This window comes from Brevibacterium sp. 239c, from assembly GCF_900169365.1.
In the GTDB taxonomy this organism is placed as follows: Bacteria; Actinomycetota; Actinomycetes; order Actinomycetales; family Brevibacteriaceae; genus Brevibacterium.
Map to the genome: position 1 here is coordinate 26,151 of NZ_FXZH01000007.1, position 26,739 is coordinate 52,889.

Sequence of the window (26,739 nt, forward strand, 5' to 3'; positions counted from 1 at the left end):
GGAACGATATCGTCCGTGCGGAGCCTCGTGCGCAGTTGTGGTCGTCGATGACTCCTGCGGTCCTGGGACTGGTGCTGGTCGCCTCGGTGGCCCATGCCCTGTGGAACATCGCAGCGAAGTCCGTCTCCGGCAAAGGCTACGCTTTCGTACTGGCCTATCACGGACTGTCTGCGATCCTGCTGGCACCGATTGCGATCTGGCTGCTTGTCTCGGTCACCGATCAGATCAATCTGGGCATTGTGGCCGCCGCGGTGCTCAGTGCGGTCTTCCACATCGCCTACTCGGTGTCTCTGCAGTCCGGCTATGACCATGCGCCCTTGGGCGTCGTCTATCCCACGGCGCGCGGGGTCGGGCCGATCATCACGATCATCATCGCCGTGCTGTTCCTGGGCGAGCGGCCGACGCCTCCTGAAACCATCGGCGCCTTCGTCGTCCTCGCCGGCATCGCGGTGGTGACGGTGCGACCGCGAGGCGCAGGCATCGGGGCTTCGAAGAGCAGCCTCGGCGGCGGCCACCACGGCTCTCACAGCTACGGCATCGGACGCGGCTTGGCCTGGGGTGGGTTGATCGGATGCTTCATCGCCTCGTACACACTGTGGGATGACTTCGCCGTCAACCACATCACCGACTCACCGCTGCTCTACTTCGCTGTGTCCGAGGCCTGCGTCGCGGTCATCATGGCCTTGGGCATCGTGGCGCTCCCAGGCGGTGCGGGACGCAGGGCGGACGTCGCATCGATCCTGTCCGGGCACAAGCGAGCCCTGATCACTGTCGCCATCCTGTCCCCGTTGGCCTACCTGCTCGTCCTCTTCGCCATGCAGCAGGCACCGGTGTCCCTGGTGGCTCCGGTGCGGGAGACCTCGATCATCGTCGGCACACTGTTGGCCTGGTGGTTCTTCGGGGAGAAGAACATCGCCATGAAGCTGACCGGCGCGGTGGTCGTCGTCGCCGGGATCAGCCTCATCGCTCTGGGCTGACGGCCCCGTCCACGCCGCCGCAGCGCGCCAACCTCAGCGCTTCTTCGCTGCCTTTCGGCGGAGTACACGCACCACTCGGATGGGGCACACCGCGTGGGAGAGCACGGCTTGGGACGTCGACCCGAGGATCGTCGACACGAAACCACCGCGACCGCGCGAACCCATGATGATGAGTTCGGCGGTGTAGGTGGCGCTGATGAGCACCTCGGTGGCGGGGGCATCGAAGATCGACCAGCGAACCTCGATTTCGGGGAACTCCTCCCGCAGCGACTCCACCGCATCTTCCCTCGAGGTCACGGCTTCGTCGTACATCTTCTCCAGGTGCGTTTCGCTGGGCATCCACTCCGGGGAGAGCACGTGAGCGGCGGTGATGCCAACCAGGTGCAGGGGCAGACCATAGATCCGCGCCTGCTGCGCAGCCTCACGCAGGACCGGACCATCGGTCTCGAACGGATCGATCGCGGCGACGACTTCACCGGTGAAATCGGGACGACGGTCTCTGGACTCGGTGGTGGTCGTCCGTGCGTCGGAGGAGCGCACTGGCAGGTCGATGGGCAGGGGCCTCTCGGGCAGCGGGCGCTCCGGCCAGGTGCTGGGGATGACCACAGTGGGGCAGAGTGCGTGCGCGGGCATCGCCAACGCCACCGACCCGAGCAGGCGGCCGGCGAAACCTCCGCGACCGCGGGCGCCGATGACAGCGAGATCGGCGTTCTTCGAGTTCTCGACCAGCGCACCCGAGGCATCCCCGGGGAAGACCACTGTCGACACCGGCACCGAGGCGTCGGTGACGGTTCGTGCGTTGTCGTCGACGAGCTGCTGCACCGACCTTTTGATCGTGATGTCGAAATCGGCCGGGTAGACGATGTCCGCTTGGCTCATATTCACGCCGGGGACGGTGTAGGCCGCCACGAGTCGAATCTCCGAAGCGGTCAGCTGCGCATGTTTGATCGCCCACTGCAGCGCGCATTGACTGTTGGCTGAGCCGTCGACTCCGACGATGATCGTATGAGACATGTCCACCCCTATGTGAAAACCACTGCTGTGTCTGTCTCCACCTTATGGGATGGGTCGCACAACTGCCTGGGAGTCAGTGGAAGAGTTCTCGACTAGACTGTCCGCGACTTGAAATGCGGGTGCCACTGACCCGCCACCGACACTCTTGCCCGAGGAGACCATGAAGGATCAGATCGACGTCGCCGTTCGTCGCAGCCCCAAGTACTCAGTATTCATGGGACTCGGCGCGATTCTCGGCGCTCTCGTCGCGGGCGTGCTCACCCTCTTCGTCGATCCCACAGCGATGCCCGCCGGCTACACCGTGGGCAAGGGGGCAGGGCTTCTGCTTCTCATCCTTGCCGTCGGCGGCTTGTTCCTCGGTGGACTTCTGGCCGTGATCCTCGACTGGATGGGTCGGAGGAAGGCCCGCAAGTACCGCGTCGGTGCAGAGATCGACGTCGTCGACGATCCGAAGGAGATCGCGCGTCGGCGTATTGCCGAAGCCAACGGAGAAGATCCCGATGCGGGCTCGCACACACCATCTGAGCCCGTCGCCGAGGCGGATGCCAGTGCCGATGACGAGCCCTGCAGCGGGTCGTCCGACGGGCCCCGCAACGGGTCTTCGAGTACCGGAGTCTGAACTCCCTGCGAAGTGGGGCCCGTCGATGTGAGACAATCTTTCACGTGGCAAGAGGAGACGGGCAACTAACGCACGAAATTGACCCCCTGGACCGCGGACCTCAGGATGCTTGCGGAGTATTCGGAGTGTGGGCGCCAGGCGAGGAAATCGCCAAACTCACCTACTTCGGGCTATACGCTCTGCAGCACCGTGGGCAGGAGTCCGCAGGCATCGCTGCCAGCAATGGCAAACAGATCCTGATCTACCGCGACATGGGCCTGGTCTCACAGGTCTTCCATGAACGCGATCTGGAACTTCTGCAAGGCCACATCGCACTCGGACATACGCGCTATTCGACGACGGGTTCCCCCTCGTTCGAGAACGCACAGCCCACGCTCGGGCCCACCCCGTTCGGCACCATCGCCTTGGCGCACAACGGCAACCTGACGAACTTCGATGAGCTCGAGGCCCTGGCCGATGGCCGTCGCGACGATGCGAACAAGGTCGTCAAGGACGCCACGAAGAAGGTCAGCCGGACTCGCCCCTTCCGCGACTCCTCCAATGACACCTCCCTGGTCACAGAACTCTTCGCCACCGAAGAGGGCGAGAACCTCACCGAGGCTGCGCTCAACCTCCTGCCCAAGGTCGAAGGCGCGTTCTCTTTGGCCTTTATGGACGAGAACACCCTCTACGCGGCACGTGATCGCCACGGAGTCAGGCCCCTGTCGTTGGGACGCATGGAGAACGGCTGGGTCGTGGCCTCCGAGACTTCGGCTCTCGACATCGTCGGCGCCTCCTTCGTGCGTGATGTCGAGCCGGGCGAACTCATTGCCATCGACGAAGACGGACTGCGTTCCTTCCGGTTCGCCGAACAGGACCAGGCTCGCTGCGTTTTCGAGTACGTCTACCTGGCTCGTCCCGACAGCGTGCTCAACGGCAAGACCGTGCATTCGGCCAGGACTCAGATGGGCCGCCAGCTGGCCGACGAGTTCCCCGTCGATGCCGATCTCGTCATCGCCACCCCGGAATCAGGGACACCAGCGGCCGTCGGCTATGCCGAACAGTCAGGCATCCCCTTCGGCCAGGGTCTGATGAAGAACGCCTATGTCGGGCGCACATTCATCCAGCCCTCGGACACGTTGCGACAGCGCGGCATCCGCCTCAAACTCAATCCGCTGCGTGAGAACATCGAGGGCAAACGCCTCGTCGTCGTCGACGATTCGATCGTGCGCGGCAACACCCAGCGTGCCCTCGTCCGGATGCTCCGCGAAGCCGGAGCGAAGGAGATCCATGTGCGCATCTCCTCACCACCGGTCAAGTGGCCCTGCTTCTACGGCATCGACTTCGCAACCCGGGCCGAACTCATCGCCAACGGTCTGAACATGGACGAGATCCGTGACAACCTCGGCGCCGATTCCCTGGGATACATCTCTCTCGATGGGATGGTCGAAGCCACCCAGCAGAAGCGCAGCCAACTGTGCACCGCCTGCTTCTCGGGCGAGTACCCGATTCCTGTCAACAACACCCCCGCAGAAAAAGGATGTTGAGTTGAGCACCGATCCAGCAAAGTCCACCACCTATGCCGCTGCCGGCGTCGATGTCGAGGCCGGTGACCGCGCCGTCGAACTGATGAAGTCCGCGGTTGCAGCGACTCACAATGCGAATGTCGTCGGAGAGGTGGGCGGTTTCGCCGGACTCTTCGACGTCTCTGTACTCAAGAACTTCGAGCGCCCGTTGTTGGCCTCGTCGACCGATGGTGTGGGCACGAAGGTCGCGATCGCGCAGGCTCTCGATAAGCACGACACCATCGGATACGACCTGGTGGGCATGGTCGTCGATGACATCATCGTGTGCGGTGCCAAGCCTCTGTTCATGACCGACTACATCGCCTGCGGCAAGGTCGTGGCCGAACGCATCGCCGACATCGTCCGCGGCATCGCCGAGGCATGTGCTGGCGCCGATGTTGCACTGGTCGGCGGAGAGACCGCTGAGCACCCGGGCCTGCTCGGGGTTGACGACTACGATGTTGCCGGTGCCGCCACCGGCGTCGTTGAGTCATCCAAACTGCTGGGACCTGAGAAGGTCACCGCCGGGGATGTGCTCATCGGGTTGCCGTCATCCGGCATCCATTCCAACGGCTACTCCCTGGTCAGGCACATCATCGCCGAGGCGGGCTGGAGCCTGGATCGCAACGTGCCGGAATTCGGCCGCACCCTGGGCGAGGAGCTCCTCGTTCCCACGCACGTCTACACCGGTGAACTCAACGCCTTGTTCTCGGCTCTGCCCGACGCTGTGCATGCGGTCTCGCATGTCACCGGCGGGGGACTGTCTGCGAACGTGGCCCGCGTTCTGCCCAAGGGCCTCGTGGCCAAGATGTCGCGTGCCTCCTGGGAGATCCCTCCGGTCTTCTCGACTCTCGGCGATCTTGGCGGAGTGCCGCAGGATGACCGGGAGCGGACCTGGAACCTCGGCGTCGGAATGGTCCTCGTGACCTCCGCAGACTCCGTCGACAGCGTGCTCGCCGCCAGCCCCGGCTCCTGGGTGCTCGGCGAGGTCAGCGTCGACGACGGTTCACTGGCCTCGGAACTCGACTACGTCCAGGGCGCCAAAGGCGTCGACGGCGGAGCCGCAATCCTCCGCTGAGAGTAGGCGGTCTCACCTGCAGGTGGGCAGGGCCATCTCAGGGTGCGGCAGCACGCTGGAGCCACGGATATGAGATGCCACTGTCTGTAGGGCGAACACCTGCCTTGAGTCAACGCACCTGCCATCAGACAACGCAGAAGGCGGAGGCCGTAGCCTCCGCCTTCTCACTTGCGCGAATCCGATGCTCTGTGTATCTGAGCGTCGGTCACATCAGTGCTGATCGGTCAAGATTCGCGCTGTGTATAGTCGTCTTCTTCGTCGTCATCGTCGACGTTGTACTTGTCGGCGTAATCCGAATAGTCCGGCTCGTTGTCGTACGGATCTGACGAACCGGACGCCTGCGACTCGGAACCCAGTTCCTGCTGGAGTCTATTCAGGTCGGTGTCCGGGCTGTAATATTTCAGCTTCCGGGCAACCTTGATCTGTTTTGCCTTTGCGCGGCCGCGACCCACTGGCGTGACCCCCTCCGTCGTCATTTGGGGCGAAGCGCCCCGGACTAGATCTCTGCTATGCGCTTAAATCCTACCTGTTCGCAGTGGGAAGTTCCATTTTGCGGCCCGACCTTGGATAGGGTGAACCCATGTCCTACAGTCGCGATTATGTTGTCACTCTGCGGATCTTCGAGCCCACCGTGGTTCATTCCGCATTGCAAGACGAGCAGGTAGAAGACAACCGTGCTCGGGTCGAGGAGCAGGTCTCCGATGATGCCGATCAGCGCTTGATCTCACTGCCGCCGAGCCCTGTGGCCGAATCGTTTCGCAATACCCCGATCTTCCTTCCTGCGTCTCAGACTTCGGACGGAGTCGATCGTTACTGCCCCGCTCAAGAGGACATTCGCGGGTGGGAAGCACTTGAAGCGCTGAGCGAACACACCTCGAAGGCGACGCTGGACATCATCGCTCCGAAGTCGGCGCGCAGGCGTGCGGCCAGCCGTCGAGCCGAGTGGCTCCAGGACGCAAAGGACACTCGGGTCTTCACACGAGTCTCGGCCTGGGACGTGCCACCGTCATGGTGGCTGTTCTTCTCCCTCAGCGAAGACCAGATCATTACGAACGAAACCGATGCCGGGCTGAGAATCCTCATCCGTACGGACATTCTGGCCGCCTCGGCGAGGATGGAATGGGCGGCGGAGACCGTGGCCGACAAGTCCAAGGTCGTCGACATGGTTGAGCAGACATCGATTCTGGCTCAGTGGGTCGACGGCTTCGATATGAACTCCGTGCTCGAACTCGACCTGGGCGGTATGAGCGATGTGCTCTGGCCCAACGAGGCACCGGAACTCGTCGATTCGTGGGTGACCGCGCTGAGCAACGACGACCCTGAAACTGCGGTCGCATCCTTCCAGAAGTATGCGGCGATGTGGGAACAGCTCAATCTCTACGCTCGCAGTTCCTGAGTCCTCCGACTACCCAGTGGCGGTTACGATAGTCTGCGTAACTGCGGCGTCGAGAGAGTGAACCACACAGCGCATGGATGAGAAGAAGCACCGACTTCTGACGAGCAGGAAGCCGCATTCGGAACCTGCCGACCAGACCCAGTCTGCCGACGAGTCACCGACCGCCACCAATCCGAAGCCGATGACGACCTGGTCGATCGTGTGGCGCCTCGGCGCGACTGCTGTGGCCCTCATCATCCTCACCTGCGGGCAGTTCCTCAACACCAACGACTTCTTCCCGCTCGGGTCACTGACTCAGTACGCGACAGCCAAAGATCTCAACGGCACGGTGAACTCGACCTGCATCGAAGCGCAGTTCCCCGGCGAGGACGAACCGCGCCGGCTCGGCTTCAACCCGGCGACTGTGGGCATCGAACGCGGCGACATCGAGTCTCAGCTCGACCGGGTCATCACCCACCCCGAGCTCCTGCAGACCCTGGCAGATTCCTTTGAACGCCTCCATCCGGACGAGCCGAAGCCGGAGAAGATGATCCTCTGCCGCAGCGTGACCCAGTTGGAGAACGGCCGCAGCGTCGGCGAACCCGAACACAAGATCCTGGCGACTTGGGAGGTGCAGTGAACAAGCCCACCACAGCCGAGGCGAAGGCCGGAAACCCAGTCATCGCCTGGTTCACGCCGCAGCTCCCTCTGGCCCGGGTCGCGGTCTTCCGCGTCTTCATCTACCTCTTCGTCATCATCGATGTCCTGACCATCTCCGCCGATGTCATCCCACACGGGTGGACTCCCGACCTCTACCAGCCGCTGTGGCTGGCCAGGTTCCTCCACATCCCACCGGTCAGCGTCGTCGGCGCACAGATCCTGCTCGCCGCGATCATCGTCTTCTCGCTGCTGGCGGCCGCCGGAATTCTGCAGCGCCTGAGTGGGTGGATCGTCGCGCTGACCTTCGGGTTGTGGATGTTCTACACCCAGGGTTATGGCTACGTCGCCCACGATCACATGGCCCTCGTCATCGCTGTGGTGGTTTTGCCGACGGTCGGAGTCGCGCGATTCCGGGACGTGGGAACCACCTCGGCGAAGGCGGGGTGGGCACTGCGGGTCGTGCAGATCGCTGTCGTCCTCACCTACTTCTACTCGGTGGTTATGAAGTGGATCGCCTCGGGCAACATCACTCACTGGGCCAACGGTGCCGTCATCATCTGGGCACTCATGCGCCGCGGTGCCGAATGGTCGAAGCCGTTCCTCGAAATGCCGGGCCTGCTCATCGCCGGTCAGTGGGCGACGTTAGTCTTCGAGTTCCTGTCGCCGATCGTGCTGTTCTTCAAGGGCAAATGGCTCTACGGTGCCGTCATCTTCTTCATGCTCTTCCACCTCATGACCTACATCGCCCTGGGCATCCACTTCCTGCCGACGGTCATCTGCTGGGCGGCATTCCTGCCCTTGGAGAAGCTGGTGCCGAAACGGTTCGCCGCCCGGCGTTAGCCGATTCGCGCCGGAGTGTCAGGCGATGTGCCGTAAGGCGTCGAGCACCCGTTTGAGGGCTGCGCGTTCGGCGGTGTCGGGGCGCATGACCGCGACAACCCAGCGCGTGGTCGTGACTCCGGTCAGAGGCACGAGAGTGAGACCTGCGTTCTGCGGAGTCGTGAGTCGCGGCAGCAGCGCAAGGTGATCGCTGGAGGCGACGATCGCTTCAATGAGACGGTTGTCCCTGATGCGTTGAGTGACTTCGAGTGCCCGTCCGGTCACGTGCTCGATCGACGACATGATCGTGGCGAACGGGTATCCTTCTGGCACGCCGATCCACCGGGCATCGACGAGGTCGTCTGGAGCCAGTTCGCTGCGCCTGGCCAGCGGGTGGGAGTCGGACATCGCCACATCGATGCGTTCCCGAGCCAAGGATTCGACCGTGAGTCCTTCTGTATTGGAGGGGCGTCGGGAAATCAGGCTGTGGGCGACGACGATGTCGAACTCCGAAGTCAGACCCGCGAATTCGTGTTCAGCGAGGTCCACATCGGTGGTGGTCACGACGATGCTCGGGTTGGTTTCACGCAGACGCTGCAGTGTGGTTGGAATGAGATAGGTGAGTGCGCTCGGCAGTCCCGCGATCTTCACTTCGCCGGCGGCCTCGCCGAGGTAGTCCTCCCAGTCCGCCTGCACACGGGCGATCGCAGAGGCCACGTCCTTGCCTCCCGAGGCGAGAAGTCTCCCGGCCCTCGTCAGCTTCAGTCCGCGACCCTCGGGTTCGACGACCTCGTGCCCCAGTTCTCGTGCTGCCTGTTTGAGCTGCTGAGAGACCGCCGATGGTGTGCGGTACGTGGCTCCGGCTACGGCGGTCACGCTGCCGAGTTCGGCGAGGCGCCGCAGCAGCTCAAGGTGTCTGGGGTCCATGTCCCAATGCTACAAGTGTTAAGTCAGGCTACAAATACATTGAAGAACATGTCGATTGTGTCAATTGTGGTGCTGACTCGAGAATGGAGTCATGTCCTTCAAGCACTGCCTTCTCGCCGCCACGGTGGCGGTGATGTGGGGATTGAACTTTCTGGCGATCGATTTCTCGCTCGAGCAGTTCCCTCCCTTCTTCCTCGTTGCTCTGCGTTTCGCCGTACTTGCGCTTCCGGCACTGTTCTTGGTCCCGAGACCCGATGTGAAGTTCCGCTGGATCGTGGGTTATGGAATGGGTTTCGGGCTCCTGCAGTTCCTGTTCCTCTACTGGGCGATGGCAGCAGGAATGCCTGCAGGACTGGCCTCACTCGTCCTTCAGGCCTCGGGGCCATTCACTGTGCTGTTGGGGATGACGTTCCTGCGGGAGAAGGTGCGCGGTTCGCAGATGGTGTTTCTACTCGTCGCGATGGCCGGTCTTGGAGTCGTCGGGTGGCAGAGATTCGACTCGAATGCGAGCTTCCTGCCATTCCTGCTCACCGTCGCAGGTGCCTTTGGTTGGGCGATCGGAAATATCTGCAATCGTCAGGCCCATTCCGTTGAGCCGGTGAAGTTCACAATGTGGATGTCGGTGATCCCACCGGTGCCTATGCTGCTTCTCGCTCTGGTGGTCGAAGGTCCGGCCAGAATCGGAGAGTCGTTGACGACGCTCATGACCCCCACTGGTTGGCTGGGTCTGGCAGGACTTGCGTACACGGTCGTCATCGCTACGATCCTTGGGTCCGGAATCTGGTCGTGGCTGATGTCGCGCAATCCTGCCGGAGTCGTCGCCCCGTTCTCGATGCTCGTGCCAATCGTCGGCATGAGCACCGCCTGGTTCGTCCTCGGCGAGACGGTGTCCTTGGGTGAGCTGTTCGGAGCGGTCCTCGTCATCATCGGTGTCCTCGGCGCAGGGATGCGAGCGGCGAAGGGGCACAAGATACTCGCCGAGGCGGTGTCCACCGGCATGGACTCCGTTGTCGACGTCCCAGCTGGGACGCGGTGAGCGCCCGGGTGCACCGGCGAGGGCACCCGGGCATATCGTCATCCGCGTTCGACCGGCATCCACAGTTCGGTCGTGGCGGTGCTGAAATCTTCCGACCGTTCGGCAATCGCCACGATGGACGGCCCCGGCCGAAGCTGCCACGGATTCGAGGGGAACCACTCACTTGCCGTCGCCGCCCAGGTCGTCTGAAGGGCTTCGGGGTAGGGCCCTGAGGCGGTGAAGACCGCCCAGGTGCCTGCCTCGAGGGCGATGACATCGAGGTCCTTCGGTGCCGAGGCGTCTGACCCGACTGCGACTCCGTGCAGGTAGGTGAGCTCGGTGCCCTCGCGGTGGTCCGGGTCGACATGGGCCGTGACCTGAAGGAGCCCACGGGGTTCCATCTCGCTGAGGGCCTTGAGCCGAACGTGCTCGTCATCAGGCAGTGACGAGATGTGTTCGCGGATGTGCGGATTCTCGCCCTCATGGATGAGAGGCACGCGCGCGGCATGGCCGATGAGTGAGAATGCTGGTTGTTCGGTGATTCGAGTGTCCATGGAGGATGTCCCTTCGATCGTCAGGCGGAACCTGATGGTTGGTTGACTGCGAAGGGGTCCACCGCTGCGCCGCACCACTGCAGGGCTCGTGCCGTGGACCGAGCGGAATGCTCGTCCGAATGCTTCCGCCGAACCGTATCCGAAACGGACGGCGATGCCCAGCAGTTCTCGCCCGGCGACGACCTCAGCAGCGGCCACAGTCATGCGCCGTCTGCGAACGTATTCCGACAGCGGCATTCCCGACAGGGACGAGAACATGCGCCGGAGGTGATATTCGGTGGTGCCGATCTGCGCCGTCAACGTCTCGAGGTCGAGGCCCGGATCGAGCGCAGCGTCAGCAGTTCCGTCGCCTCTGTTCAGATCCGATTCGATGAGGTCGATGAGCGTATTGAGTTCAGCGATCACGATGTCTCCCTTCGCTCATCAATACTTCCAATCGCCGAGCCTGCTCCGCCCGATAGTTCCGGTCCGATACTGTCGTGTTTCGGCTCCATCTCTCGTTATGTGCTCGACTTCTGTTCTAAGAGCTCGAGCATTCCGTTGATGGCGTCGGCCATGGGCTGGGGGTCGCCGAGTGCACGAGAGATGACGTAGCCGCCCTGAACGGTCGCGATCGCGGCTGTTGCCCGCTGTTGGGCCTTCGTTCGGTCCATCCCGTCTTCGGCAAACACATCGGTGACGATGGCGATGAGCTCCACGAAGTAGTCGGCGATCAGGTTCTGCAGTTCGGAGTCCGACATGACGGCGGCATCAGCAGTGAGCCGGCCGACTCGGCACCCGGCCACTGCATCTCGGGGATGGAACAGGTACTCGCGGATACGTTGCGGCGGAGTTGAGGAGGCGAGCAGTGTCGAGCGTGCCGACTCCAGCATTTCTTCGACGGTGCGAGTGACCGCTGCCAGGGAGAGGTCCCGCTTCGTCGGAAAATGGTGATAGAGACTGCCCTGCCCCACGCCGCTGCGCTCCAGGACCTGGCGCGGTGTAGTCGCGGCTACACCGTGCTTCCAGTGCAGATCTTGGGCGGCCTTCACCAAGCGTTCCCGGCTAAGGGTGCCGGTGGTATGTTTCGTGGTCATTGTGCCACTATACAAGCGTGCATACCTATAGGTATGGTCAGCTGTACAGTCATCTTGACAGACGGGACCGACCATGACTCGAATTGCTCATCTCAGCGACACTCACCTTGACGGCGGACCAGCTCGAGCCAAGCGCCTGCGCAGAGTCCTCGACGCGGTCCACGACCTCGCCGATATCGATGCCATCGTCGTGACCGGCGACATCGCCGACCACGGGGAAGTCGCGGAATACCAGCAGTTCTCTGAGCTGATGGAAACCGAGCTTCCAACGCTTGTCGTTCCCGGAAATCACGACAGACGTCAGGACATGGCGCATTTCATGACGCCGACGCAGCAGGAGCGGTTCGACTCGGTGCAGACAGTCGGCGATGTGACCATCATCGGCCTCGACAGCCTCATCGAAGGCGAAGACGCGGGATATCTCAACGCGGTGACCGTGGAGTTTGCGAACGAGGCAATCGCCGCCAGTCCCGGGCCTGTCGTGCTGGCGCTCCACCACCCACCCGTCGCGATCGGGCACTCGGTCATGGATGGCCTTGGGCTCCGCAACGCCGACGATCTCAGGGATCTCATTGAGGCGAATGACTCGGTCATCGGGATGTTCACAGGGCACGTGCACTGTGCCGTAGCAACGACCTTCGCCGGCCGGCCCATGCTGGGGGCGCCGGGAATCGTATCGACCATGCACCTGGTGGAACAGCCGGACCAGATCGCCGATGACAGCGCACTGCCGGGGCTGGCTGTTCACACCATTGATCCGAGCCAGCGCATCACCACCCGCTTTCACACACTGAGCCCAGAGGAGGACCCGGCGCATAAGGTGGGACTATGACCAGCGTCGAAGACAGCTTCGGGTCTGAGCGCGCGCTTGCCGCCTGCGGATCCGAGAAGACATCCGGCATCCTGGAGATCAACCGGCCCGACGGCTGAACCGGGCTGTGTCGACGCTATCCACTTGATGTCACTCAGCACCGCTACGACTGGGGCGAAACGACCGGACGCCGCGGGCGCTGGGTAATCCGTGACTGGTCACAGGTGGCCGAGGAGTTCGACTGTGTGAATGTCAGTCACGCAGGATACCTGTGCATTGCCGGTGCGGCCGTCGACGTCGGCGACGACAACCTGGTCGACGATCCGTCGTCTCTGCCGACGACAGGCAAAACCGACGACTGGATGCGAGCCTGACTCGCTTCTCTGATATCGCTGTTGAACCATCACACGGACACCGGTGACCGCGCTCGCGATTCGACGCTACGATCACCTCATCACCACTGGTGAACCGCACGGATCCGTAAGCGGGGCTGCAGGTTCGCCACCACGTTTCAAGGGAGAAGAAGTGTCTCGCAAGTTCGCCGATCGCATCGACCGAGTACAGCCGTCCGCCATCCGCGAGCTGCTCAAGTACGGCGATGACCCTTCCATCACCTCCTTCGGCGGTGGCTACCCGGATGCCGCGCTCTTTCCCGCCGCCGAACTCCAACGGATCTATACCGAGGTCCTGGCCACGGAGAGTGCGACCGCTCTGCAGTACACCGCCTCGGCGGGATTGCCGAGTCTGCGTGCGCAAATCGCCAAGCGAATGTCGAATGCGGGAGCGGCAACCGATGCCGATGATGTCCTCATCCTCCATGGAGCCCAGCAGGGCCTCGACCTCGTCGCGAAGCTGCTGATCAATCCCGGCGACGTCATCCTCACAGAGAACCCGACCTTCCTCGGCGCCCTCATCGCCTTCAACCCCTGCCAACCTGAGTACGTCGCCGTCGAGATGGACTCCGATGGCATGGACGTCGACGCCCTCGAAGCAACGTTGCGGGAGGCAGGCAACGTCAAGTTCATCTACGTCATCCCCGACTTCCAGAACCCGACGGGCGTGAGCCTCAGCCTCGAGCGCCGCAAGCGCATCATCGAATTGGCCAATGAGTTCGATGTGCTCATCCTCGAGGACTCGCCTTATCGCGAGCTGCGCTTCGAAGGCGAACAGCTGCCCACCCTGGCCTCACTCGACACCGAGCACCGAGTCATCCACCTTGGCAGCTTCTCGAAGATCCTTGCTCCAGGCGTGCGCCTGGGGTGGGTGAGCGCGGCACCGGAGATCCTGGACAAGCTCAGCCTGCTCAAACTGGCCGCCGACACCCAGTCGTCGACCCTGAACATGACCGCGGTGACACGGTTCCTCGAGACCGTCGACATCGACGACCACATCTCGGAGATGCGTGAGGTCTACCGCGCCAAACGTGACCTCATGCTCTCGACCATGGCCGAACATTTCCCCGCCGAGGTGGCTGTGACCAGACCCGAAGGTGGACTCTTCACCTGGGTGGCCTTCCCCGACGACTTCGACGCGACCGCGTTCATGGCCGAACACGCCCTGCCCGAAGCCCGAGTCGCCTACGTGCCCGGGGAATCGTTCTTCCCTACCGAACAGCGCAGCAACTTCGCCCGGTTCAGCTACTCTGGTCAGTCGGATGAGGACATGGTCGACGCCCTGACCCGACTGGGCACGATCCTGCGCGAGCACATCTGATCGTCCCTGCTGCGTCCCTGGGCTGCAGTGACATGTGCCGGAGGTAGTGCCAAATCGCAGCCGCGGGCTTACGGTCAACATATGACCGTCGCCCCCAGGGTCGCTCCAGCGCCGGAGCCGCCAACCGCACTCGCCGCCTCGGCGGTGCTTGCCGGTGCGCTGTGCCTGTCGATCTCGGCGATCCTGGTCAAACTTGCGGGTGTGGACGCGGCGACGACGGCCGTGCTGCGGTGCGCGATCGCCGTCATCGCACTCGTGCCCCTGGCGCTGTTCGAACGCAGGCGCCACAGTGGTCTTTCACGATCTGGCATCCTCTGGGCAATCGCGGCCGGCGTTGCGCTGGGCATCGACTACATTGCGTGGACGGCCTCGATCTACCTCGTGGGTGCCGGCGTCGCCACTGTGCTCGTCAACGTTCAGGTCATCGTGTTGCCCCTGCTTGCCCTGCTGATCGACCGGGAGCGTGTGAGCGTACGCTTCCTCATCTCCCTGCCGCTGATGCTCATCGGCGTCGGCCTGGTCGGTGGGATCGTGTCTCTGGCCGCGGTGGGGGAGAACGCTGTTCTCGGCACCGTTCTCGCGCTTATCGCCGGAATCGGATACGGGGTGTACATGTTCCTCACCCGCCGGGGAACCAGGCGTAAGGCCGAGGGGGCCATTCAGCCCCTGGCCTGGGCGACTGCCTCGGCGGCTGTGACCGCGGCGGTCATCGCCCAGTTCACCGGCGGCATCCACCTCGCGGGGATCGGTCCGAGGTCGTGGATGTATCTCATCGCCTTGGCTCTGCTGGGGCAGGTGGTGGCGTGGCTGTTCATCAACAGGGGAAGTGCCCGGTTGGTGCCGTCGATGACGGCGAGCCTGCTGCTCATCCAACCTGTGCTCGCCCTTGTGCTCGCGGCCCTGATCCTGGGCGAGAAGCTCACTCTGGGGCAGGCGCTTGGTGCGGGCCTCGTCGTCGTGGCGGTGGCCGTGGCCAACGGAGTGTGGCGGATGCGTTCGCACCGGCACCGGCAGGTTATCAGGGAGCCAGGCTCGGGGCCTCGCTGATGCCGAACTGCGTCTTCAACGCTCGCCGAGCCGCGAACCACCCGTTCATTCCGTGGACGCCGGGTGCCGGTGGGGTCGCGGCCGAACACAGGTAGGCGCCGGGGACGCCGAGGCTGTAGTTGTCCCAACTGGTGCGCGGGCGAGCCATCATCCGGTAGAAGGAGACGAGCCCGGTGGCGATGTCGCCGCCGATGTAGTTCTGGTTGTGACCAGCCATCTCTGAAGCCGGGATGGAGTTGTACGTGACGATCGTGTCGCGGAAGCCGGGTGCGAAGCGTTCGATCTGGTTGATGATGTATTCGGCCGGGTCGAGTGGGCAGTCGAAGGGGACGTGGGCATATGTCCACAGTGGGCGTAGGCCGTCCACCTCACGCGCTGGGTCGAAGACGGTCGGGTCGGAGACCAAACTGACCGGGTGGGCTGGCATGCGCCCGGCGATCACATCCGCCTCGGCTGCGGCCATCTGTGCCCGGGTTCCGCCCACATGGATGGTGCCGGCGCGGTTGATATTAGGGTCGGCCCAGGGCACGGGTCCGTTGAGGACGAAGTCCACCTTGGCTGCGGCGTTGCCCTGCTTGAAGGACCGCAGCGACTTGGCGACCTTGGCCGGGATGAGGCCGGAGAAGATCTGTGCCGCGTTCAAGGCGGAGGTGTCGAGGAGATATGACCGGGCGGCCGGCATATCGGAGACATGATCGATGCGCGCGTTCGTCGTCACAGACCCGCCGTGGGCTTCGAGGTCGGCAACCATGGCGTTGATGATCGCCTGCGAACCGCCCACAGGCGACGGCCATCCGGCGGCGTGGGCGACGGTCGAGAGCATGGTGGCCGTGGCAGCTGTGCCCATGGCCGGCAGTCCGCCGATCGCGTGCGCGGCGACACCGGTGAACAGGGACTGGGAGGTCTCATGTGAGAGCGGAATGTTCCAGGCCGGGCTGGCTTGGGACAGCAGCCGCAGCCCGAATCTCATCACATTGGCGATGCCGGGAACATCGCGCAGCGTCTCCGGAATGGAGCGTTTGTCACCGAGGGACAACCAGATCGCATCATCGACGCGTTCGAGCAGCGGGGCGAAGAAGCGCCGCCATTCGGGTCCGGCCGCGCCGAGGTGATCGACCGTTGTATCGAGATCGTGGAATGCCAGCGCGGCGGGCTGATTGTCCAGAGGCTGAGCGTAGGAGACTTCCGGAGTGGTGAACTCGAGGCCCCGGGAACGCAGGTCGAAGTCGACGAAGAAGGGGCTCGAGATCGCCAAGGGATGCACGGCCGAGCAGATGTCATGGCTGATGCCAGGGGCCAGGCCAAGGTCGAGGGTGCGTGCGCCGCCGCCGATGGTGGACTGGGCTTCATAGACCTGCACGGACAGGCCCGCCCGAGCCATGGTGACCGCGGCGGCCATGCCATTGGGCCCGGATCCGACGACAACCGCATCTACCTGGGGATTGCTCATGGGTTCATTCTAGGGGAGAGGACTGACACGACCAGGGCGAGGACCGGCATGAGCAGGGGCGAGCGGTGGACTTTCTCTTGCATCGAACATCCCAGGTACCCCCATGGCTCGCCAAGCTTTCAGGCGTAGCCTCAAAGTACATCGCGAGTTGCGCAGACGGCGTCGACGGTGATCAGGATCGAAGGTGATCGGCGATGAGCACATTGAACATACGGGAGCGTCGGGGGACGCTGCCGACTCGGCTGGTGAAGACAGCCGGCTTCTTCCTCGCTTTCAGCATGGTGGCATTCGCCGCTGTGAATATTCTGGCGAACATGTTCCAACACACTTTCGTCATGATCGTCGAAACGGTGATTGTCGGAGTGCCATTCCTCATCGCAGTAGGCTGCGCCGTCGCTGCGATCGTTGCGAAGATCGTCAAACACAATCAGCATGCCCCTGTGTGAGGCAGATGGTGCGTTGCCTGCCCCTTTCCAGTTCTCGGCTACTGAGTTATCGGTGGCCCTGCTCGCGCGGCAAGGCGGGGGTGTGCCAGATCCTCGTTGTCGAGGACCCATGTCGCCATCTCCCACGGCGAGCATTGTGCGAAATAGAGCCGCTGCCCGCCGACATAGCGATGGTTGGACTCTGCCTCGGGATCAGGATCGTACTGCCCGGAAAAGCGCTCGTTCCCGCGCGGAACAGAGACCGCGAAAGGTACCTGCACCCAAATGCTGGCGTCCCACAACTCACGGAGCTCAGGCCGATGGAGGAAGATGCCATCCACGAGAAGGACGCAATCCTGTGGCAAGTCGAGACTGGAATGTGCACTCTCGATACTGGTATCGGCAACAACATCCCAAACGGCTGTGACAACAGGCAACCCCTGCTTGAACGCAGTCGCGACTGACCGCTTGAGCGCTGGGTAGTCGTAGGAGTCACGGTAGAACGACTCGGGTCCTCGCCCCCTCGCATACCGGGTCGAACGTGGGTGATGGAAGCCGTCGATGCTCAGTGAAGCAACAGAGCGGAGTCCATCCTGGGCAGCCAGCCGAACAAGCTCCCCGGCGAGAACGGTCTTGCCCGCTCCGTCGACCCCGTCGACGGCGATGAGGCTCCGCCCACCAGAATTGATCTCGCGGATCTGTGCAAGCAGCTGCCGCAGAACCGCACGACGGGTACTCACCTGGTGCCGCCCTCAGTCGAGCACATGGGCCTCCTCGAAGAACGCCAACTCCACATCAACCGTCCGCTGCCAGAGGCGCGCCAGCCGGGCCCGGGCCGTGGCGGATTCAGCCTCGTCGCCGGTGGGAAACACCCTCTCAAGTTCGTCGACGAGGAACTGCACCCAGGCACGGAAGTCCTCACCATGATGCAGCTCGATCCATCCGGTGTGAACGTGGCGACGGGGCATCGGGTCCTCGCGCTCGCCCCAGTCGAGGTAGAGCCATTCGGCGATGACGAGCACGACGAGCAGGTCCGGGTAAGAGGCAGAAACGACCGCGTCATCCATGATGGTGCGAAACCGCGCGGTCGGATCGGTCAGCACCGGATCGTCGTATTCATCGGCACTGGCACCCACCTCGGCGAAGGCCCGAAGGAAGTAGGAATTCTCATCTGCTTCGAGGAATCCGAGCTGTTTGGAAAACCGGAGTTTGGGGCCGATGCCATCGGCGTGGGCGACGCAGGCGCCGAGCATCGACAGGAACGATTCGAAGAACTGATAGTCCTGAATCAGATACTTCTTCATCACGGAATCGTCGAGGGTCCCGGCGAACAGTTCCTTAACGAACCTGTGCCCGACCGCGGCGTCCCAGGTGGGGGCGGTCGCCGCTCTCAATGTCGCCACCGGCCCGCCTGGGTTCAGGTGAATACTGGTGCTGGTCTGCTGTGGGACGTCGTTCATCCTTGTCATCTCTCACTTCCTCCGCCGGTGCTCACCGGATCAGGTTCGAAGGGTCTGCTTGCGCACTCTCAGCACCGGTCTCGTCGGCGCTCCCCTGTGGTGTTTCGAGCCTAGCACCGGCGAAGCACCTGTGCCCTTCACCGTGACACCGGTGGCGCGTAGACTTCCAGCATGGCAATCGCAAAGCAGCCCGTCGTCGTTCTCGACGCCCCTGACGCACGCGAACTCGCGGAGTTCTACGGTCAACTCCTCGACTGGCAGGTCAGAGTCGATGACGACGGCACCTGGGCAGAGATCACATCAGATTCCTGGCCGCCGATCTGCTTCCAGCAGGTCGAGGACTATCACGCCCCCAGCTGGCCGAGCCAGGCCCACCCACAGCAGATGCACCTCGACGTCGTCGTCGATGACCTTGATGTCGCCGAGGCAGCAGTGGTCGAACTCGGTGCAGGGAAGGCAGTTGACCAGCCAGGCGAGACCTTCCGCGTCTTCCTCGACCCGGCAGGTCACCCGTTCTGCATCGTTCTGAACTGAGGTTGTCACCAGGGTGGGCCGCCCCTGGGTGCGCTCGCCCTCTGGGTGTTTCAGACCCTGAGGAGACAGCACCGGCTCAGGTCGCTTCGGTCTCCTGGTTGAGCTCTTCTGCCAAGTCCTCGGCCTCTTCCTCCGAAGCCGCCGACGGAGTCGATCCCCACAGCGGACGACCATTGCTCTCTTCCACGAAATGGATCGCAACGAGTCCGATGATTCCCGCGGCCACGAGGTAGATCGCCGGCCACATGAGGAAGCCGGTGGCGCTGATGAGGCTGGTCATCACGACCGAGGTGGTGCCGCCGAACAGTGAGATCGAGATGTTGAAGGCGATCGCCAGCGCACCTGCTCGCACCATCGTCGGGAACAGGGAAGGCAGCGTCGAGGGCATCGTCGCGCTGAAGCAGATGAGGCTGAGCCCCATGATCAGCAGACCGAGGAACACGATGATGTCGCTATGACCGCGGATGAGCATCAGAGACGGGAATGAGAGCACGATGAGTGAGATCGATCCCGCGCGCACAACTGCCTTGCGACCCACCCGATCAGAGACCTTGCCGATGACCGGAATCAGTCCGAGACAGACCGCCATAACGAGGATCTGCAGAATCTGGGACGTGAGTTCTGAGACCCCGCCGCTGCCCTGAATGTCTTGGACCATCGGGAAGTAGAGGGGAATGAATGAGGTCAACATGTAGTTCGTGACGTTCCACGCCAGGACCAGACCGCAGCAGGCCAGAAGGTTGGGCCACAGCGCGAAGATCTTCTTGAACTCGCCCTTCGTGCGGTTGCTGGATTCTTCCTGTTCGGAGAGCTTCTCCATCTCTTTGTATGCCGGGGTGTCGGCGAGTTTCGTCCGCAGGTAGACGCCGACGAAACCCAACGGCAGGGCGACGAAGAAGGGAATGCGCCAGCCCCAGGTCTTCAGGAAGCCTGTGGTGGATACGGCCTGCATGATTGTGGCAACCAGAGCGCCGAGGACGTAGCCGGTGAAGGTACCGACCTCGAGCAGGCTGCCGAGGAATCCTCGGCGCCGATCCGGTGCGTATTCGGCGATGAACGTCATCGCGTTGCTGTACTCGCCGCCGGTGGAGAATCCCTGCAGGAGTCGGCAGGCAAGCAGAAGGAAAGGCGCCCACAGACCGATCGTCGCATAGTCAGGGATCACGCCGATGAGGAAGGTGCCGGCTGCCATCATGATCATCGTCATCGCCAGGACCTTGTTGCGGCCGATCCTGTCCGCCAAGGGGCCGAAGAACATTCCGCCGAGCGGGCGGACAAGGAAGGCGACTGCAAAGAGCCCGGCCACGATGACATGGCCGATGGGGCCGGAGTCCTTGGGGAGGAAGATGCCCTCGATGACGACGGCGAGGTAGCCATAGACGCCGAAGTCGTACCACTCGGTGACGTTTCCGATCGCTGCTGCTCCGATGGCACGTTTCGTGACGTCGGGTTTCGTCACGGTGATCTCGTCTGGGCGCCAGCGCTTGCGGACGTTGTCTGGTCCGAACATGTTTTTCCCTTCCGATTGCCGGGGGAGAGACACACGAGAACTGCTGTTCAGGGCACTTGAGAATCACGCGGAGGAAACCCCGGCGTGCCTCTCTTCTGTATGGGTGATGTTTCCGCTGTATCTGTTCGCAACCCGATCGTTATGGGCAAAACGCACGTTCCAAGGCTAGTCCTCTGCGCTCACTTGGCAAGTGGTGCGCCGCGACTACAGTGATCACATGCGCGTGATCACTTCATTCGACGACCTCGAACCGGTTCCCTGGGCCAATGGCGCGGGGGAGACGACCGAGCTCGTCTCGCTCACCGATTCGCAGGTCCTGACACCGGCCCTTCGGCGCTGGCGCCTGAGCATCGCGCGTCTGGACCGTCCGGCTGAGTTCTCGCCTATGCCCGGCATGGCGCGCACCTTTCTTCCCACCGGCGCCGAGGTGGTCCTTGAGATCGACGGTCACAGGCACCCGGTGACGCCGGCCGAGCCCGCACTATTCCGTGGTGAGCAGAAGGTGTCCCTCGTCGGATTGGGCGCCCCGTGCTTCGCGCTCAATCTTATGGTCGAGATAAACAAGAGGCTCGGCTCAGGTCAGCGTGGACTGGAGCTGTCGACGCGATTCACCGGCACCGGGCTGTTCGCAGTGACCTTGGATTCGGTCCCCGGGTACCCGAGATTCCAGTTGCTGGAGTTCGAGGAATCGGACGTTCTTCCGGACCACCTCGGCGTGGCCGTCCTGCACTGAGGCACAGGTCGTCGCAGACACCGAATCCGGACCTGCGAATATCATGCGAAGCGCATGTCCCATGCGTCACATTGACCATCATCGTTGCAGGTCAGGGCCCTTAGGGTGACTTCCTGTTCACAGTGTTGTCCCAGCTTCTACGGGGGTGGGTCAGGAACTCCGGAAATCGACGGACGATACTGGACTCAGGGACCAGTCATCGGAGGAACTTTGGGGTCGAATCAGAATGAGTCAAGCAGATTGAATGGGCAGGACGGATCAGCGTCCGATCACGACGGATCAGCAAAAGATCACCACAGATCAACCTCCGGAGTCGGTGATTCCGAGATGATCGTGCAGGCATCTCAGACCCTGCCTCTAATCACCGAAGAACTTGCAGCCACCCACGCCGAGAATGCTCATTCGACACCGACGACGACCCCGCATGTGACCACACCGGTGATGCCGCCGAATCCCATCCGACGCGAAGAGTCGCCGGCGTCGGCGACTCGGATGAGGCAGGAGGACACAGCTGCCGTCGGCACACCTGCGACGGCTGCAGACGCAACCGCGACGGTCGTGAACGCCACTGCTGATCACGGTGACTCGACGGCGAAGAACGACGTGGTCGAGAAGAAGGAGAAGAACGAAGGCAGGGTCTCAGCGACCCAGCTTCTCGCCGGTGCGGCGGCCGCGGCCACCTCATCGGTCATCGGCGGACAGTTGGGCGTCGCCGGAACCGTCGTCGGCGCGGGCGTCGCGAGCATCATCACCGGGCTAGCTGTGACGCTCTACACCAGCAGCCTCGACAAGGGCAAAGAGAAGATCAAGGAAGTCGGCTCGAAGCTCGCCCCAGCGGTCAAGGCGAAATCGCCTGGCGCCAAGACGCAGCGATCCGCCGCGGTAGGCGACCAGGCCTCAGGAGCTCTTCGGGCTACCAGCACCTTCGGTCATCTGAGCGATAAAACGGCCGCTGGCAGAAGTGACGCAGGTGCGCCAGATTCCGGCTCGCCTGATGCCGATACAGCAGCCGCTGAATCGGAGACAGAAGGCAGTGACGCCAAGTCATGGTGGCAGAAGCTGCGTCGCAAACGGGTGCTCTACCCGGTGGCCATTGGAGTGGCGACATTCGGAATCGGATTGGGCGCCGTCGTCATGGCCGAATCATTCACCGCTGCCGACATCTCGCCCGGCACCTCGCAGATCTCGCGGTCCGTCACGGGGAATTCGAGCTCCGGCGATGAGTCCGGCACCTCGCAGGACGGCGGGTCAACCTCCAACTCGGATTCCTCTGGGTCGGCCTCCCAGTCCGGCCAGAACCCGAATCAGGGAAGCGGGAACGAGAGCTCGACGACGAGCGAAGGGCAGTCCACCTCGGCAAGCGACGGCGGCTCCGCCAGTTCCGACAGTTCCGCGACCGCTGATCAGACGGGAACCGAGCAGGCAGGAGACACCGGCAGCAGTGACAGCTCTTCGGGATCGAGCACCGACTCGAGCGGCTCCAGCAGCACTGGCGCAGACACCTCGGGAAGCGCGAGTTCGAGTGACGCTTCGGGATCCAGCTCCGACTCACAGGGCAGCAGCTCCAGCGGCTCCGGCGGATCAAGCTCCAGCTCAGGCTCTGGATCAGGCTCTGGCAGCGATGCCGGTGGGGGATCCAGTTCAGGCGGAGACGGAAGCGCCGCGACCGCGCAGGGCTGAAGACACTCCCACCTGTGGTCAGACCAGAAATGCCGGTCTGGAATATTTGGGAGGGTGGCCTTGGTTGAACACTGTGAGGGACGTGGCTAGCGTGAAAATTGGTGACGACAGTTTTCTGTCCGCTGCCAGGAACTCGATATCAGGGGAGTCGATGTCGACCTTTCGCATCAGCATGCTGATGCGTGCTGCTCGTCCTATGATGGATGTAGTGGACCGGGAAGAATGACCCCCCGTCGCTCAATCGGTTGAAGGAGAAGCTATGACAAAACACGCTGATCATGAACATCCAGGATTCGACGGCACGAAGCCCTCGACGACCGAGTCGGGTGCCGCTCGAGAGTCCGACGCGCATTCGCTGAGCGTCGGAGCAGATGGCCCACTCCTCCTCCACGACGTCGCACTCGTTGAGAAGCTGGCTCGGTTCGACCGCGAACGCGTTCCCGAGCGCAGCCCCCATGCCAAGGGCTCCGGTGCCTTCGGTGAGCTTGAGATCACCGCAGACGTCTCCAAGTACACCCGCGCAAAGTTCCTGCAGCAGGGCAAGAAGACCGAGATGCTCGCACGGTTCTCCACCGTTGCTGGTGAGCTCGGATCACCCGACTCATGGCGCGATGTGCGCGGATTCGCACTGAAGTTCTACACCGAAGACGGAAACTTCGACATGGTGGGCAACAACACCCCGGTGTTCTTCGTCCGCGACCCCATGAAATTCCCCGACTTCATCCACTCCCAGAAGCGCACCCCTGATTCGGGTCTGCGCAGCAACAACATGCAGTGGGACTTCTGGTCGCTCTCGCCCGAGTCGGCACACCAGGTCGCCTACCTCATGGGGCCCCGCGGTCTGCCCAAGACCTGGCGGAACATGAACGGCTACTCCTCGCACACCTACATGTGGGCGAACGAAGCCGGCGAACGTTTCTGGGTCCAGTACCACTTCCACACCGATCAGGGCGTGGAGAACATGAGCAACGAGGAAGCCGGCAAGCTCGCCGGTGACGACGCTGACATCCACCGTCGCGATCTGTTCGACGCGATCGAGCGCGGCGACTACCCGTCCTGGACCGTCAGCGTCCAGATCATGCCCTACGAAGAGGCCAAGACCTACCGGTTCAACCCCTTCGACCTGACTAAGACCTGGTCGAAGAAGGACTACCCGCTCATGGAGATCGGTAAGTTCACGCTCAACAAGAACCCGTCGAACCACTTCGCACAGATCGAACAGGCTGCGTTCAGCCCCTCGAACACCGTGCCGGGCACCGGAATCTCGCCCGACAAGATGCTCATGGGCCGTGTCTTCTCCTACCCAGATGCGCAGCGCAACCGCATCGGCACGAACTTCAACCAGCTGCCGGTCAACGCGCCCATCACCAAGACCAACTCCTATGACAAGGAAGGTCAGATGGAGTACCACCATTCAGGTGATGCTCCGAACTATGCCCCGAATTCCTACGGCCGCCCATACCAGGCCGAAGAGACTCAGGTCGAGGCACGGTGGGAATCCGACGGCGACCTCGTCCGTAGCGCAGCCACTCTGCACGCCGAGGATGACGACTTCGGCCAGGCGCACACCCTGGTTCGTGAGGTCTACTCCGAAGAAGAGCGCCAGGGCCTCATCGAGACCGTCGTCGGTGCACTGAAGGACGGTGTTGAAGAGCCCGTGCTCTCCAACGTCTTCGCGTACTGGCGCAACATCGATGAAGAGGTCGGCCGCGCAATCGAGGACAAGTACAAGTCCGAAACCGCGTGATCTGACTGGCGGCAGCGGCATCAGCCCAGCGCTGAGGCCGCTGCCGTCCTTCTTTGAGAACTCAGCAACCCTCCGGGCGCTGGACAACTCCGCTTTGGAGTGGTCAGCGCCTGGAGGGTTGCTTTCTTGTGTGTGCGAGCTCAGTCGTCGATCTCGTCGAGAAGCTTCTTCTCATCGATGGCCAGCTGCTCCTTGTCGAGATGCTGCATGAAGTGCTTCTTGCCCCGGGCGTACCAAAGTACGACGCTGATGACGAGCACCCCGAGGACAGCGATGGGGGAGTAGTTGAAGGTCGAGATCGTGATCGGCAGGGTGGGTGGCAGCACGAAGAGGATGCAGATCAAGATCACCCAGACGACAGCGACCCACCCGATGACTGCGCTCCACCGTCCCAGATTCCAAGGGCCGGCCTTGAATCCTTTGCCCTTGAGCCGGCGCAGCAGAACGGGTGCAACGTAGGCGATGTAGAGCCCGATCACCGCCACGCTCGTCACCGCCAGGTAGGCGGTCTCATTGAACAGCGCCGGCACGGTCAGAATCGAGGACAGCACGATGCACAGCCAGATCGAGTTGGTTGGTGTTCCGGTGCGAGGGTTGACCTTCTTCCAGTACTTGGATCCCGGGATCGCATCGTCACGGGAGAACGCGTAGCTCATCCGCGAATTCGCCGTCACCGATGCCATGCCGCAGAAGAACTGGGCACCGCAGACGATGAAGAGCAGGAATTTCGCCATCGTCGGGTTGTTCAAGGCATCGAGGAACACCTGCGCAGGCGGCAGGCCGGTCGCGGTGGCGTTGAGCGCGGTCAGTCCGGCTTCGGAACCGTCCTGAATTGCGGCCGTGATCGAGTACAGCAGGATCCAGCCGCCGATGATCGAGATCAGGACGCTCATCACGATGCCTTTGGGAGCGGCAGTGGAAGCGTTCTTCGTCTCCTCCGCCACGTGTGCCGAAGCGTCATACCCGGTGTACGTGTACTGCGCCATGAGCAGACCCATGAGGAAGACGAACGGCATGAACGTAAACCCGGTTTCGTTGTGCCACGCCGTCATGGTCCAACTGAACGACTGATGTTTCGTGGGCATGATCCACAGGGCGGCGACGATGACGAGCACACCGACGATGTGCCACCAGGCGGAGACGCCGGAGAGCAGGTTGACCAGGTTGACGCCGAAGGTGTTGAGCAGACCGTGCAAGGTGATGATGACGAGGAACAGGATGAAGGTGTTCAACGCGGTGGGCACCACGCCGAAAGTCAGTGCCGCGAAGGCCATCATGGTCGTCGCCGCACCGTAGTCGATAGCAGCGGTGACAGCTACCTCGCCGAGGAAGTTGAACCATCCGACATACCAGGCCCAATGTCGTTTGTTGCGTTTGGCCAGACGCCCGGCCCAGAAATAGAGTCCACCCGCCGTCGGGTATTTGGAGCAGACTTCAGCCATGGCCAGGGCCACGCAGAGGACGAAGATGCCGACCAGCGGCCATCCGATCGTGATTGCGGCCGGCCCGCCCGAACCCAGCGCAATGCTGTAGGAGGTGATGCAGCCGGCGAGGATCGAGATGATGGAGAAGGAGACCGCGAAGTTGCCGAAGCCCGACATGCCGCGCTTGAGTTCCTGCTTGTACCCCAGCTCGGCAAGACTGGCTTCGTCAGCGCTGAGGGCCGGGGCCGCACCTCCCTGAGCGCCGGTGCCATCGGGAGGCGTCGGCCCGGGAGCCGCCCCGGATGTCGGGTCAATGGGTGGAGGGGCTTCATTGCTCATGGAGAACACCGTTCTTCTCGAAATGATTGCTTCCGCGGGCCAAACCCATATGGCCCAGATCTGCGACCCGGAGCGGTCGTCGCTGACCTACCGGCGTCGTCGGAATCTGGCCGTTGTCTATCGGGTGCAGATGCCGAGACCCAAGCGTGCGCGTCCTTGTGGAACGTGACTGTGGAACGCGTGCGGCAGTCACGAAAATAGTGCGTGA

27 protein-coding genes and 1 riboswitch are annotated in these 26,739 nt (G+C 62.7%); of the genes, 17 read left to right on the forward strand and 10 right to left on the reverse strand.

Annotated elements, in window-relative coordinates; translation table 11 throughout:
• Positions 1-47 precede the first annotated feature (47 nt).
• Positions 48-977 (forward strand): DMT family transporter, encoded by a 930-nt coding sequence (locus BSP239C_RS08270; protein ID WP_101571779.1) that lies wholly within the window; start codon positions 48-50, stop codon positions 975-977.
• 33 nt (positions 978-1,010) lie between these two features.
• On the opposite strand, the gene BSP239C_RS08275 is transcribed toward BSP239C_RS08270, so the two are convergent.
• Positions 1,011-1,991 (reverse strand): universal stress protein, encoded by a 981-nt coding sequence (locus tag BSP239C_RS08275; protein ID WP_101572042.1) that lies wholly within the window; start codon positions 1,989-1,991, stop codon positions 1,011-1,013.
• Between the two features lie 160 nt (positions 1,992-2,151).
• Here BSP239C_RS08275 and BSP239C_RS08280 point away from each other — a divergent pair, with 160 nt between their 5' ends.
• The 3 genes from BSP239C_RS08280 to purM are packed head-to-tail and all read left to right on the forward strand — an operon-like array spanning position 2,152 to position 5,232.
• Positions 2,152-2,610, forward strand: coding sequence for a hypothetical protein (locus tag BSP239C_RS08280; protein ID WP_180958954.1), 459 nt, complete (start codon positions 2,152-2,154; stop codon positions 2,608-2,610).
• A gap of 44 nt (positions 2,611-2,654) precedes the next feature.
• Complete coding sequence (gene purF / locus BSP239C_RS08285; RefSeq protein WP_101571781.1) at positions 2,655-4,136, forward strand: amidophosphoribosyltransferase; 1,482 nt, start codon at positions 2,655-2,657, stop codon at positions 4,134-4,136.
• A gap of 1 nt (position 4,137) precedes the next feature.
• Positions 4,138-5,232, forward strand: coding sequence for a phosphoribosylformylglycinamidine cyclo-ligase (gene purM, locus BSP239C_RS08290; RefSeq protein WP_101571783.1), 1,095 nt, complete (start codon positions 4,138-4,140; stop codon positions 5,230-5,232).
• A gap of 224 nt (positions 5,233-5,456) precedes the next feature.
• On the opposite strand, the gene BSP239C_RS08295 is transcribed toward purM, so the two are convergent.
• A complete protein-coding gene (locus BSP239C_RS08295; protein WP_009881540.1) occupies positions 5,457-5,684 on the reverse strand; it encodes a DUF3073 domain-containing protein in 228 nt (75 codons plus the stop codon).
• 128 nt (positions 5,685-5,812) lie between these two features.
• On the opposite strand from BSP239C_RS08295, the gene BSP239C_RS08300 reads away from it, so the two are divergent.
• From BSP239C_RS08300 to BSP239C_RS08310, 3 genes are all read left to right on the forward strand, one after another.
• On the forward strand, positions 5,813-6,628 hold the full coding sequence (locus BSP239C_RS08300; RefSeq protein WP_101571785.1) for a hypothetical protein: 816 nt from the start codon (positions 5,813-5,815) through the stop codon (positions 6,626-6,628).
• Between the two features lie 73 nt (positions 6,629-6,701).
• The gene (locus tag BSP239C_RS08305) at positions 6,702-7,247 is read left to right on the forward strand and encodes a hypothetical protein (RefSeq protein ID WP_101571787.1); all 546 of its coding nucleotides are present in this window, start codon (positions 6,702-6,704) and stop codon (positions 7,245-7,247) included.
• On the forward strand, positions 7,244-8,107 hold the full coding sequence (locus BSP239C_RS08310) for a hypothetical protein (protein ID WP_101571789.1): 864 nt from the start codon (positions 7,244-7,246) through the stop codon (positions 8,105-8,107). Before BSP239C_RS08305 ends, BSP239C_RS08310 begins: the two co-directional genes overlap by 4 nt.
• Positions 8,108-8,125: 18 nt before the next feature.
• Here the strand turns inward: BSP239C_RS08310 and BSP239C_RS08315 are convergent, their stop codons facing one another.
• Positions 8,126-9,013 (reverse strand): LysR family transcriptional regulator, encoded by an 888-nt coding sequence (locus BSP239C_RS08315; RefSeq protein ID WP_101571791.1) that lies wholly within the window; start codon positions 9,011-9,013, stop codon positions 8,126-8,128.
• Positions 9,014-9,104: 91 nt separating this feature from the next.
• Here BSP239C_RS08315 and BSP239C_RS08320 point away from each other — a divergent pair, with 91 nt between their 5' ends.
• Positions 9,105-10,049, forward strand: a complete 945-nt coding sequence (locus BSP239C_RS08320; protein ID WP_101571793.1) for an EamA family transporter — start codon at positions 9,105-9,107, stop codon at positions 10,047-10,049.
• Positions 10,050-10,087: 38 nt separating this feature from the next.
• Here BSP239C_RS08320 and BSP239C_RS08325 read toward each other — a convergent pair whose 3' ends face one another.
• A complete protein-coding gene (locus BSP239C_RS08325) occupies positions 10,088-10,987 on the reverse strand; it encodes a GyrI-like domain-containing protein (RefSeq protein ID WP_219618865.1) in 900 nt (299 codons plus the stop codon).
• 95 nt (positions 10,988-11,082) lie between these two features.
• The gene (locus BSP239C_RS08330; protein ID WP_180958955.1) at positions 11,083-11,658 is read right to left on the reverse strand and encodes a TetR/AcrR family transcriptional regulator; all 576 of its coding nucleotides are present in this window, start codon (positions 11,656-11,658) and stop codon (positions 11,083-11,085) included.
• Positions 11,659-11,731: 73 nt separating this feature from the next.
• Here BSP239C_RS08330 and BSP239C_RS08335 point away from each other — a divergent pair, with 73 nt between their 5' ends.
• From BSP239C_RS08335 to BSP239C_RS08345, 4 genes are all read left to right on the forward strand, one after another.
• The gene (locus tag BSP239C_RS08335; protein WP_101571798.1) at positions 11,732-12,490 is read left to right on the forward strand and encodes a metallophosphoesterase; all 759 of its coding nucleotides are present in this window, start codon (positions 11,732-11,734) and stop codon (positions 12,488-12,490) included.
• A gap of 224 nt (positions 12,491-12,714) precedes the next feature.
• Positions 12,715-12,843 (forward strand): hypothetical protein, encoded by a 129-nt coding sequence (locus BSP239C_RS21085; protein WP_257930134.1) that lies wholly within the window; start codon positions 12,715-12,717, stop codon positions 12,841-12,843.
• A 151-nt stretch (positions 12,844-12,994) separates the two neighbouring features.
• The gene (locus BSP239C_RS08340) at positions 12,995-14,182 is read left to right on the forward strand and encodes a PLP-dependent aminotransferase family protein (protein ID WP_101572044.1); all 1,188 of its coding nucleotides are present in this window, start codon (positions 12,995-12,997) and stop codon (positions 14,180-14,182) included.
• Positions 14,183-14,263: 81 nt separating this feature from the next.
• Positions 14,264-15,229, forward strand: coding sequence for a DMT family transporter (locus tag BSP239C_RS08345; protein ID WP_101571801.1), 966 nt, complete (start codon positions 14,264-14,266; stop codon positions 15,227-15,229).
• Here the strand turns inward: BSP239C_RS08345 and BSP239C_RS08350 are convergent.
• Positions 15,201-16,679 (reverse strand): NAD(P)/FAD-dependent oxidoreductase, encoded by a 1,479-nt coding sequence (locus BSP239C_RS08350; protein WP_101571803.1) that lies wholly within the window; start codon positions 16,677-16,679, stop codon positions 15,201-15,203. The two genes, BSP239C_RS08345 and BSP239C_RS08350, sit on opposite strands and share 29 nt — an antisense overlap.
• A gap of 194 nt (positions 16,680-16,873) precedes the next feature.
• Here BSP239C_RS08350 and BSP239C_RS08355 point away from each other — a divergent pair, with 194 nt between their 5' ends.
• Entirely contained in the window at positions 16,874-17,125 is a 252-nt protein-coding gene (locus BSP239C_RS08355) for a hypothetical protein (protein ID WP_101571805.1), read from the forward strand.
• Between the two features lie 38 nt (positions 17,126-17,163).
• On the opposite strand, the gene BSP239C_RS08360 is transcribed toward BSP239C_RS08355, so the two are convergent.
• Complete coding sequence (locus BSP239C_RS08360) at positions 17,164-17,844, reverse strand: uridine kinase (protein ID WP_101571806.1); 681 nt, start codon at positions 17,842-17,844, stop codon at positions 17,164-17,166.
• Between the two features lie 12 nt (positions 17,845-17,856).
• Positions 17,857-18,573 carry a TenA family protein gene (locus BSP239C_RS08365; protein ID WP_257930135.1) on the reverse strand — a complete coding sequence of 239 codons (717 nt, stop codon included), beginning with the start codon at positions 18,571-18,573 and terminating at the stop codon, positions 17,857-17,859.
• Positions 18,564-18,670, reverse strand: a riboswitch (TPP riboswitch). It overlaps the preceding gene by 10 nt.
• 65 nt (positions 18,671-18,735) lie before the next feature.
• Here BSP239C_RS08365 and BSP239C_RS08370 point away from each other — a divergent pair.
• A complete protein-coding gene (locus tag BSP239C_RS08370; protein WP_101571811.1) occupies positions 18,736-19,098 on the forward strand; it encodes a VOC family protein in 363 nt (120 codons plus the stop codon).
• 76 nt (positions 19,099-19,174) lie between these two features.
• On the opposite strand, the gene BSP239C_RS08375 is transcribed toward BSP239C_RS08370, so the two are convergent.
• Positions 19,175-20,608 (reverse strand): MFS transporter, encoded by a 1,434-nt coding sequence (locus BSP239C_RS08375; protein ID WP_101571813.1) that lies wholly within the window; start codon positions 20,606-20,608, stop codon positions 19,175-19,177.
• A 217-nt stretch (positions 20,609-20,825) separates the two neighbouring features.
• On the opposite strand from BSP239C_RS08375, the gene BSP239C_RS08380 reads away from it, so the two are divergent.
• The 3 genes from BSP239C_RS08380 (at position 20,826) to BSP239C_RS08390 (ending at position 24,768) form a co-directional block, all read left to right on the forward strand.
• Positions 20,826-21,341, forward strand: a complete 516-nt coding sequence (locus BSP239C_RS08380; RefSeq protein ID WP_101571816.1) for a HutD family protein — start codon at positions 20,826-20,828, stop codon at positions 21,339-21,341.
• 327 nt (positions 21,342-21,668) lie between these two features.
• Complete coding sequence (locus BSP239C_RS08385; RefSeq protein ID WP_145997422.1) at positions 21,669-23,021, forward strand: hypothetical protein; 1,353 nt, start codon at positions 21,669-21,671, stop codon at positions 23,019-23,021.
• A gap of 259 nt (positions 23,022-23,280) precedes the next feature.
• Positions 23,281-24,768: a catalase gene (locus tag BSP239C_RS08390; RefSeq protein WP_101571820.1), complete on the forward strand. Its 1,488-nt coding sequence runs from the start codon at positions 23,281-23,283 to the stop codon at positions 24,766-24,768.
• 140 nt (positions 24,769-24,908) lie between these two features.
• Here the strand turns inward: BSP239C_RS08390 and BSP239C_RS08395 are convergent, their stop codons facing one another.
• A complete protein-coding gene (locus BSP239C_RS08395; RefSeq protein WP_101571822.1) occupies positions 24,909-26,531 on the reverse strand; it encodes an amino acid permease in 1,623 nt (540 codons plus the stop codon).
• Positions 26,532-26,739 lie beyond the last annotated feature (208 nt).